The sequence below is a fragment of the Adonisia turfae CCMR0081 genome (assembly GCF_011009555.1).
Lineage (GTDB): Bacteria > Cyanobacteriota > Cyanobacteriia > Phormidesmidales > Phormidesmidaceae > Leptothoe > Leptothoe turfae.
Window position 1 is genome coordinate 5,851,449 of the sequence record NZ_QXHD01000004.1, and the last position, 10,624, is coordinate 5,862,072.

Genomic DNA, 10,624 nt, shown 5'->3' on the forward strand with positions numbered 1-10,624 from the left:
GTCAACGGTTTTGTCTAAGATGACTTCAGCCTCAGTCAGCCGATTGCGCAACAGGTATTGCTCCACCAGCAATACATTAAACTCACTGGAATCAGCGGGATGATTTTCCAACAGGTCCAACAGCTGATCAGCGGGCTTTAACGAAGCTGTTGCCCCTACCAGGAGAGTTTTCAAAACCATGCTGTAATGTTCAGCAGGCAGTCTTTGCAACCAGGTCACATCAAAGGGGTTGTTGACGACATCTAGGAGAAAATCTTCTAGGGCAACGGGCGTAGCGTAGTAGTTATAGTTGCTATAGTCGAGAAACAGCTGAGGCAAAGCGTCATAGTCCTGCTCGTAAAGCGCCAAACGCGCTTCACGATATAGCTCGTCTTTAGATCGGCAAATATGGCGTATGCGATTGACCCGACCGCTATATTGACGATGTGGATGAAAGATATTTCTAACGGCCTGAAGCATCGGCTCAAACGGGCCTGATTGCACCACATCCCGAGTGACCTGTTCCACAATCAGGGGGTGGCATTGGGGTAAATGTCCGGCACCATAAATCAGCAGTTTGTCATTAATCAGCCCCGTAATCTGAGTTTTTAGAGAGCTGGGGGTAATGGTTTTACCCGTTTTAGTAGTGATGCCCACATAGTTGAGGGCTGTCGTGGCATTTGCAAGGCTAGTGGGTCCGTAAAAGATTGAGAGCAATTGGACAATACTTTTACGTAAAGACGTTTGTTGCTGATAGGTTGTGAAAAGTTGCGATCGCAGCTCCTTAAAATCGAGCAGCTCGTCGTCTTCATCTATCCAGCTATCCATCTACATCCCCAGTATGCTTGCCTAAATGGTTGATTATAGCTTGGCGCACATAGTTCAGGCTATAGCCGATCGCTGGAAGCGTTAGGGAAAGCTGAGAAATCAGGAGCGGTTAAGTCCGCTCTCAAGCCGCGATTCGATGCCTGGTAGTACTGGCATCACACGTCTCATCACACCTCTGCTGGGCAACAGCGGGTGTATTTCGGAGGCGATGGACCAGGGCCAAGGCGTTAAACTCTAAGTCCCGACAGCTGAGGGGCTGGATAAATTTATCCAGTGGGTTGAAGTCAACCACACACTGGCCTAATTGAATCCCCACTGGCTCTAAATGGTTGCCTTTGAGAAACCGTCGCCGAATGTGGGGCTGTTCATGCATCAGCTGTTGACAGGTATTGGCGGTATTGCGATCGCGAGCAAATTGGATCAGCCCGGTGAAATGAAATAGCCGACTATGGGCAATCAGCTGATGGGTTTGATCAACAGTAGGGGATGCCGTCAGCAGTTTACTCAAAACCAATCGTAGCAATTTGGCAGGCACAGGGAATTTAATGGCAGGGGCCAACCATAAAGAGGCCTGTTGCATAATCGACGGCAGACCGTAATCAACAGTCTGCCCGGTCAGCCGTTGGATACGCTGTTCCATCAGACGTAGACGCGCATTGAGGCAGGATAATCCCTGCTGAATCTCTTTTAACTGCCGAGTACTAGGGTCGTGCGGCGGCAACGATTGCCAGCATTCTGTTAACACCTCTGTAGAGGACAAAAGTTCTAGTAGGGCTACATACTTACAGCCCAGGCCATGGCCAATCCAAGTGTAGTTAGCCGCATTTAAGTACACCGCTGACTCATACCCTTTAGCCATTGCCGCCTCGACCATTGAGCCCCGTAACGTGTAGTGCTCATCTAAAAGGTCAATGGCTGTGGACCAATGGTGCAACGTAAACCGAAACGGCAAAGCGACAACGGTATAGCCAGCGGAAAAAAGACTTTTGAGAAAATGACGATACACGAGGGTGGGAAATGTCCCCCATAGAGCACTCCCTACAAACTGAATCACACCTTTGGGTTGGGGATGGAGGGCAACCCAACTGTGGGAATACGGTTCAAATTGAAACCGAGCGGCATTACTAGGCGACGATAAAACCATAGAAAATAATGTATGAAAAGACTCCCAGAGCCGCTGTAAATATTCAGCCGTTACTGCCTGAGTATAGAAACCGATCAACCCAACAGGTTACCAACCAAGACTTGAGAGATGAAACCATACCGAGGAGCAGCACCGCCGATCTTAGACACCTCTGAATTGTTACCCCGCCAATATTCATAATTCCGGACAGTCCTGGAAAACTAATACCGCTGTGTCATGCCTTTACAGGAGTACACAAAAGGGTACTATCCAAACTCAAAGGTTTTAAGCCAAAGTAACAACAGCTTGCCTTGAGAGTGAAGCAGCGTGTGGCTGGTCTGACACTGTCAGTTAACTGATCTTTCAAACTTGCATCAGGGTTGGGGAGTTATCGTTCTCCCCTGGCGGTTCTTGCCATGCAAGAATCCGTGTCTTCCACAGTGGGAATAAGTCTCTAAGTGAGGAGTTGCTAGTTGTAAGCGGCTCCTTTTTTATCTGAGGTCCTTTGTCTTAGGTATAAGGATGTGTCTAGAAAAGACGCTACCCATTACTCAGCCCCCTAGCCCCCCAAATGTAAAGGTTTCCATGGTTAGACTCCCTGATTCAACCCTGCCTGCTCCGGCAGCCCCAACATGATGTTCATATTTTGCACAGCAGCCCCTGAAGCCCCTTTGCCTAAATTATCCAATCGTGCTGCGACCAATGCCTCGTGGGTATCGTCCTTAGCAAAGACGAACAGTTGGACCTGATTAGTTCCGTTAGCCGCTTTTGTATCCAGAAACTTGCCATCACGCAGACCCGCTTCATCCGCCAAAGCCGCCACCTGCACAAAGGGTTCATCGGCGTAGTAATCCGTGAGGGCAGCACACAGTTGCTGACCAGTGGGTGGATGATCCAACGTCCACAGCGGCAGCGGAATTTGCACCAGCATGCCCTGCTCAAACGTACCTACCGCTGGCAGAAATAAGGGCGCATGGGCCAACCCAGAATATTCATGCATCTCTTGCACATGCTTATGGCCAAAGGTCAGACCATACACACCATAGGGATAAAGTGGTTCTGATTCACCGCGATACCCGGCATAGGTCTCCATCAACTTACGGCCTCCACCGGAATAGCCGGAAATCGCATTAACGGTGACTGGGAAACTAGCGGGAATTAGACCAGAGGTCATTAATGGCTTGATGGCTGCTAGAAATCCGGTAGGGTAACAGCCTGGATTACTAACACGATGGGCTTTTGCGATCGCATCCCGCTGCCCCGGTGCTAACTCTGGGAATCCATACACCCAATCCTGATGGGTACGATGGGCTGTGCTAGCATCCAAAATTTTAACCGTGGGACTTGATACCAGATCAACCACCTCACGAGCGGCGGCATCGGGCAAACACAAAATCGCCACATCCACAGAATCAATCAGCTTTGCCCGCTCTGCCACATCTTTTCGCTTAGCAGGATCAATACTGACAACCGTGACATCTTCTCGCTGGGCTAAGCGGGCATAAATCTGCAGCCCGGTTGTACCTGCTTCACCATCAATAAAAACCCTGGGCTGCACCATGGGACAACTCCTGATTACTCTCTTAAACCGTCTGTGTCATTTTATAGGGCCATGATTCGGTGGACCATGGTCATTGGCTTAATATCAAACAGCATTGTTCAGTATCTATGCCGCTACCCTGGGGATGCAATCGGGAATTCTGATGAATAATTGCAACCCCGTCAATAGTTTCATGGTTTCCCCCAGCATTTTAAAGACGACTCCTCGACTTCTCAATCGCTACAGTATTCAACAAAACTTAGGGGCTCGCCTTGGTCGTAGAACGATGCTGGGTTACGACCACATCCGCCATAGCTGGGTTATCATCAAATATTTATGTTTTGACGATCCACTTCAAGCAAACGATATCAAACGTTTTCACCAAGAAGTTACAGTCCTTAAAAATTTGAAGCATCAAGCTATTCCAGCTTACTACGACAGCTTTGAGATCGAAGACCATGGCTATCACGGCTGCATGCTTGTACAAGAATACATTGAGGGTAAATCACTATATACCCTGATCAACACTCAAAGAGTCTTTACCGAAGAAGAGATTCGTAAACTGGCGCAACAGATTTTAGCGATCCTTGATTATCTACACACCAAAAAATCACCGATCATTCATCGTGATATCAAACCTAGCAGTTTTGTGCTGAATACCCTCGCTAATTCTACGCCAGGTGATCTCTATTTAGTGGACTTTGGCTTAGTACAATGTGCTAGCACAACTCAAACTGATACAGAAACTGATACAGATACCCCCATTCTCATCTCAGGGACTCCAGGCTACCGCCCACCCGAACAACTGGGAGATCGGGCCATGCCTGCCACAGATTTATACAGCCTGGGAGCCACACTCATCCATCTTGCTACAGGAAAACATCCCAACACGTTGCCCCAGAGCGGCCTACGTCTGTTGTTTAGCCAAGAATTAGAGCATATGAGTCGGCCCCTCAAATCTTGGTTACGCTGGCTCACCCAACCCAAGCAACATAAACGACCCATATCCGCAAAATCTGCCCTGAAAGGATTAGAGCAAGCTGATGAGATTTTTTCCTCATCTCACTGGCTATCCTTCAACAGTCTTAGCCATCGTTTGCAACGCACGTTTTTAGAAACAATGGCCCCAGCCAACACCCAGCTAAAGATTCTTGAGTACAGTCAAATGTTGGAGGTCTTGTTTCCTCCATTGGGCTGGAAAAGCAGAAAATTCTGCCTGGCAATGCTCCAGACAATCGTGAGCGCAGCAAGTGTATGGCTGACGTTTAGAGGGTTTTTATACTTCTGGCCTCAGCTGGTCAACGTTTGGCAACAGTTATCTATTATTATCATCGGGCTAGGATGGACATATTTTAACGTACGCTCTGGGTACCGAGGATTGCAATCTATCTGTTCTAGTCTTTTCCAACAGATCAGCATTCAGCTATTGCCAGAAATTATTTTGTTAGGGCATCGGTTCCCCTGTCGGCCAGTTGACTATAAAATCAATACCTATAAACGCGATATTGAAGATATTCATTTCCAAAAAGATAGCTCTCTCATCAAGTTTTTCCTACATAATAATCGCACCATCGTTGGCAAGCTGAAGTATACGCTTTCAGCCAAAGAGCTGGAATTAACTCAGTCAGAAATCAGTTGGGTGAATGACATTTTACAACTTTGGTTAAAGCAGCCATCTTCTACAGGGCTAGCATAATTCGTGACCGTTACGGATGCATTAACCAGGTCAGGCAGAAAAGCCATGGGGAAGAACAGAGCGCTTTCCCATACACTATATTTTAGTCTCCATATCGCATTGGCCGTTCTATGCCTCAATTTGCCACTGCCCAAGATCAACGCTATGCCCAAGCATTAATGCAGCCTGCGTTAATTCGCATTATTGACAATATTCGTAAACAGCTAGATGCCTCTACTTGGGAGGGGTCTTATCGAGACGATATGCGATGGCCAGCAGAGACAACGGCTGAACAAAAACAGCAATACTTAGCGCTTCAAGAGATGTTAGAAAAAGCAACGCCTGAAGAGCATGATCAAATTCAGGCCACGCTTGCCCAGTTGCCATCTCCTGACCATCGGTATGCCCTATGCCTTAAAAAGCAAGATCAACAGCAGGAAATCGATGTTTGGCAGCTGTGCTATCGGCTCTGTAATGCAGCGGATACAGCAGATACAAAAAATCATACTGGCCCCATCACCATAGATACAAGTCTATTGGACCTGGAAATGGGTGATGTGGATTGGATTGCCCTGGATAAAAAAGCTAAGCGGCTAGTGGAAGAGACTTTTCAAGCCTTGCCCACCCCCTAAGGAATTTAACGAAGTCCAAGTAATGGGCATGGTTAGCTTTAAACTCTTCGGGGCTGCGGACATATTCATCCTGAGTAAAGGGTCTAGGACGTTCGAGGCTATGTGGGTAAAAAGCTGGCACTCAAACTCTTAAAAGAGTGGGGCATTGAGTTTTTCGCCGAGGCTTGGCGCAAAACGCTAAAATAACCCCTGAATCATCTCAGAGTAACGCTCCACAACCACATTGCGGCGAATTTTGAGCGTTTGGGTGAGCAGACCATTTTCGATCGTCATTGGCTCCGGTAACAGCGTAAATGCAGCAATCTCATCCTGGGAACGGTAGCCAGGGCGATCGCGCACTTCTCGGTTGAGTTCCTGGCGCAGGAGATTGTGAATAATGAGGTTGTCGGGTGCGATCGCTTCATTCTCCCCAATCATCAACGGAGGTGATTGCGCTAATCCCCAGGCTTGCAGGGCTTCCAGATTAGGCACAATCAATGCTCCCAGTGCTTTTCGATCTTGCCCAACCAGAACAATTTGATCGATAAATGAACTGCGTAAGCAGGCATCTTCGATCGGTTGTGGCTCAATGTTTTCGCCATTGCTGAGGACGATCGTATCCTTGGCTCTGCCGGTCAGGATAATGCTGCCATCGTCTGCTAGCCAGCCAATATCGCCTGTATCAAACCAGCCTTCGGGATCAATGGCCTTGGCGGTGGCTTCGGGATTGCGATAATAGCCCTGCATGATTTGGGGACCTCTTGTCAGGACTAAGCCGCGTTTTCCGGCGGGCAAGGCTTGTCGGGTTTCTAGATCGACAACCCGAAATTCGGTCTGGATTAATGGTTGACCAGAAGCCTTGCGCACGTTGTTCCAATAGCGTCGCGCACTGAGTACGGGGGAGGTTTCAGTCAGACCGTAACCGACCAAAATTTCGATGCCAATCATTTCAAAAAAGTCTTCTAAATGCTGAGCCAAGGAACCGCCGCCACAGATGAGTTGCTTGACCTTGCCACCCAGGGCTTGCTGCATTCGCTTGTAGAGCAACAGTTCCCCCAAGTAGTGCAGCGGAGCCAGCAACAGCGTGGTCGCCCAGGCCCGCAGGACTGCCGAGCGCGTCGGGTGTAAATTGAGCAAATCGCGGTGCTTCCAGGTACGTACCGCTTGAATGTAGCGACTGCTGACCGCCAGAAACGATTGAATGAATGCTTGCATTCGAGGTGGGCGATCTCGAAAAGACTTTTGAATACCTTCGAAGATAGACTCCCACAATCGCGGCACTCCCACCACATAGGCGGGCTGATAGGTTTTCAGATCTTGCTTGAGATAACGACGATTGGTATATACCTGAGTGCAGCCCTGGGAAAGCGTGTAGTATTCGCCTACCCGCCCAAAACTGTGCCAGGTGGGTAAGATGCTGAGGGTACGATCGCCAACCAGGGGTTGAATAATCGCCGTTAAAGCTACCAGTTGATAGATAAAGTTGGCGTGGCTCAGCATTACCCCTTTGGGTTGGCCAGTGGTGCCAGAGGTGTAAATCAGCGTGGCGAGGGTGTCTGGAGTTGTGTTGACGGATTGTAGCGGTTGCTGGTTGCCCAGTTCCAGCAGTTGGTCAAACGTGAGTAGTTTGACGTGGGAGGGGCGACCGGGTAAGTCGGGCTGTTCGTTCGACAGAAGCACCACCCACTCCACTGGCAATGTCCAGATGCGATCACCCAACCGATCTAACGTTTTGGCGTTTTCCACCACTAGCCCACTGCTCTGGCTATGCTCCAAAATGTAGAGCAGTTCATCGGGATCTGCAGTCGCCGATCGCACCGCATCCGCTGCCCCCGCTAGCATGATGCCCTGATCTGCCACCAGCCACTGCCAGCTATTGTCGGCAAAGAGCGCCACGATGGGTGGATTTTGCGGTAAGCGCGACGAAGGGGACAACAGCGTTTGTATCCCTGCCGCGAACTGTCGAATTTGCTGATATACCTGCCGATAAGTCAGCGATACTGCCGGACGACTGTGGGGGTCAATCAGCGCCTCCACATTGCCAAAGTATTGTTCTGTAATCTCCCACATCTGTGGAAGCGATCGCAGTTGGCTATAGTCGATTAACCCGGTGTGCTCAAACCGTTCTTTGGTTGAAAAATAGCTGGCAGAATCATTTCCCAAACGATTATCAAAACGATGCATAGCTGGAGTCGAACGCGGATTAGTTGCCATCCCCTTTTTCCCTGATTTCTTTTGGTTTTACCACTGCCAGCCAACCCTCTACTAATGTCATTAGCAGAGGCGTAATCGGGCTAATCAAATAGCGAAATAGCCAATCCGCCAGTCGCGTTTTTCGGGGTGCGTTGAGGCCAAAGTAGGCCACTAAAATTGCCGCGATCGCCAGCGTCGCCGTGACATAGAAAAAAGGCGCAAAACTTCCCGTGATGCCGCGCAGGGCGATCGCCGTAAAAATTCCCGAAAGGCCACCGCCGCCAAAGGCAAGGAACAATAAACCATAGTTATTAGGGTAGTTGGGCAACCCAAAAAAGCTCAAGGTTGCCGCTGGTGCGACTGCCAGCCACGCCCCTAGACAAAACCAGAAAATGGAAAACGCCACCAGAAATTGACCGGGTTCATTGGGGCTGGTGTGAATCATCAAAATTGAGGCAATCAAAGTCAAACTGTTGATGATGATAATCGTGAACTTGGGGCGCAGGCGATCGTTCAACCATCCAAACAGCGGTCGCCCCAGCCCATTGAAGACTGCAAATAGCGGCACAGTCAGAGCAAGTTCCTCGGCCTCCAGGTTAACCAGTTCGCTTCCGACCTGGGCGGTTGTGGCGATCGCCGTTAGCCCGACAAAGGTGCCGACGGTGTAGCAAAACATCAGCCCATAAAAAGTCTGGGTTTGCATCATGGGCAGACTGGCATCCGTTTCGACCGATTGATTGAGCGTCTGAGCAAAGTTGCTGGGAGTCCAGCGGGGCGGCGGCATTCGCAGGACAGATGCGATCGCCACAATTAGCACCGTAAACACAATGCCCAGCAAAACAAAGGTCTGGCGTATTCCCAGGGCGGGTAAATTCCAGGCGGGATTGCCGTTAATCAGATTGAAGGCTAGCGGTGCAGTCACCAGCGGCGACAGGCCAAATCCCACGACCGTCAACCCCACGGCCAATCCTTTGCGATCAGGAAACCAGCGAGCTGCCACTGCCAGGGGCACGCCGTAGGCCATGCCCACCCCCAAACCGGCCACTACGCCATAGCTCAGCACCAGCCAGAGCAGGCTAGATGCTTGACTGGCCAGCAGGTAGCCCAGGCCCACTAAGATTCCCCCCAAACTGGCAAGAATGCGTGGGCTACAGCGATTCATGTACAGGCCGGCAATCGGCATCACCAGGGTAAAGGTGACTCCCAAAACCAAAAATGGCAGTAAAATCGTACCCGGACGACTTTTGAGTTCTGCCTCAAAGGGTCCGCTAAAAATGCTCCAGGAATAAACCGTACCTAAACAGAGCAATACCATTAAGCCGAGCGGAATAAACAGCCAGCGACCCTGGTCAGGCGGCAAGCCAAACAAACGAGCCTCGGCAGGGAAGGGGAAGGTGGGTAGCAATTTGCCTTCGGTTATAGTAGCTTTTCTCACGTCACAGGCACTGATAATTAACGATTTGGCTCTCACGCACGATAGCAGGATTTTGGGACATTATGATGAAATCAAGATTGAAGCTCAAAAACAAGGTGTGCGAGTTTGGTATTGGGATACGGCTGGAAAATCATTTTCAAATACCCCATCGCATTCATGGAACTGGCTAGGAGGTTTAGATACGCCCTTCCTTAATGCATCCAGTAGCGAGAAACAACAAAAGCAAGAAAACATTTATTGCATTTTTGTTGAGTCTGAATACGATGGCACACTCTCATCCGGCCAAAGAGATTTATACCAGGCGTTGTTGGAGCTACAGCAGACAACAGTTTATGCCGTTGTTATAGTAGAGCAACTTATGAACAAACTTGGTTTGAAAACTCCGATGCCTGTATTGAAGAGATTAGAAAATCTTCAATATCTCAAGGCAATATCTGGATTAAAAGTCTAGTGGACTAAGTCGGGCCTAAAGTAGCTAACTGTCACACAGGTCAAGCCCCATTCCTTCGTTGGGGGCTATGAGTGAAACGGGCGTAACTACGTTGACTAGTTGCATCCTCCCGCAAACCTTCTGAATATGATTGATTCATACTTACTGAGATACGAAAGTAGAAAGACGAGATTAGAAGTAGAACTTGATAGTAATTTTCAACCTGCCCAAAGAAAGCTGTTGCAAGCACAGCATCATCTTATTGTTGAATTTATTACTATCTTAAAATCACTTCAGGATTAACTAGATTCCAAACAGACTTAAGCACCAATTTCTCTGGTTAGTTTTAGATATGACAGAATCCCGTTTTGAAATACATGAATCTGTTGCTAACTACTTGGTTGTAGACACTGCAGTTTCAGACTTTATATTCGACGAGTACGCTGATGCTCATGGGTATTGGATAGTTTGTTCAACTCCAGACAAGAGTCAATTAACCCCAAACAGACTTAAGCTCCGCTTCACCTCTCACACTGCCCGTATAGTGCCTCAAAATAGTCTCCTCACTGTTGCCAGTGATGGAGGCTATTTCGCTAATAGACCAGCCTTGGTCGATTGCCTGAGAGATAAAACTGTGTCTCGTATTGTACGGCTTTCGATAGGGCACATTGGCAGCGGCCAGCGCCGGTGTCCAATGTCGCTTCCTAAAATTGTGGTCATCGATGGGGTTACCCTTGGGACTGGTAAACACTAAATCATCGTCGCGGACCGTGGCTGATCGCCTGGCTCGAAACATAGCGACCAGGTCGG

The 10,624-nt window shown here is 49.0% G+C and carries 8 protein-coding genes and 1 pseudogene; 3 read left to right on the plus strand and 6 right to left on the minus strand.

Annotation, left to right across the window (positions count from 1 at the left end; translation table 11 throughout):
* The 3 genes and pseudogenes from DXZ20_RS28805 to argC all read right to left on the minus strand — a co-directional run.
* Window positions 1–807: pseudogene (locus DXZ20_RS28805) on the minus strand (ATP-dependent helicase); the annotation flags it as partial.
* A 121-nt stretch (window positions 808–928) separates the two neighbouring features.
* On the minus strand, window positions 929–1,951 hold the full coding sequence (locus DXZ20_RS28810) for a DUF1350 family protein (RefSeq protein WP_163702524.1): 1,023 nt from the start codon (window positions 1,949–1,951) through the stop codon (window positions 929–931).
* A gap of 568 nt (window positions 1,952–2,519) precedes the next feature.
* The gene (gene argC / locus DXZ20_RS28815; RefSeq protein ID WP_163702525.1) at window positions 2,520–3,491 is read right to left on the minus strand and encodes an N-acetyl-gamma-glutamyl-phosphate reductase; all 972 of its coding nucleotides are present in this window, start codon (window positions 3,489–3,491) and stop codon (window positions 2,520–2,522) included.
* 142 nt (window positions 3,492–3,633) lie between these two features.
* Between argC and DXZ20_RS28820 the strand changes: the two genes are divergently transcribed.
* Together DXZ20_RS28820 and DXZ20_RS28825 are read left to right on the plus strand one after the other, a co-directional pair.
* Window positions 3,634–5,166 carry a serine/threonine protein kinase gene (locus DXZ20_RS28820; RefSeq protein WP_163702526.1) on the plus strand — a complete coding sequence of 511 codons (1,533 nt, stop codon included), beginning with the start codon at window positions 3,634–3,636 and terminating at the stop codon, window positions 5,164–5,166.
* Between the two features lie 110 nt (window positions 5,167–5,276).
* Window positions 5,277–5,777, plus strand: a complete 501-nt coding sequence (locus DXZ20_RS28825; RefSeq protein ID WP_250565963.1) for a hypothetical protein — start codon at window positions 5,277–5,279, stop codon at window positions 5,775–5,777.
* 177 nt (window positions 5,778–5,954) lie between these two features.
* Here the strand turns inward: DXZ20_RS28825 and DXZ20_RS28830 are convergent, their stop codons facing one another.
* Entirely contained in the window at window positions 5,955–7,970 is a 2,016-nt protein-coding gene (locus DXZ20_RS28830; protein ID WP_250565964.1) for an AMP-binding protein, read from the minus strand.
* A complete protein-coding gene (locus tag DXZ20_RS28835) occupies window positions 7,960–9,384 on the minus strand; it encodes an L-lactate MFS transporter (RefSeq protein ID WP_348918733.1) in 1,425 nt (474 codons plus the stop codon). Before DXZ20_RS28835 ends, DXZ20_RS28830 begins: the two co-directional genes overlap by 11 nt.
* 52 nt (window positions 9,385–9,436) lie before the next feature.
* Between DXZ20_RS28835 and DXZ20_RS28840 the strand changes: the two genes are divergently transcribed.
* Entirely contained in the window at window positions 9,437–9,835 is a 399-nt protein-coding gene (locus tag DXZ20_RS28840) for a hypothetical protein (RefSeq protein WP_163702527.1), read from the plus strand.
* 472 nt (window positions 9,836–10,307) lie between these two features.
* Here the strand turns inward: DXZ20_RS28840 and DXZ20_RS28845 are convergent.
* On the minus strand, window positions 10,308–10,624 hold a 317-nt coding region (locus tag DXZ20_RS28845), incomplete at its 5' end, for a tyrosine-type recombinase/integrase (RefSeq protein WP_348918734.1).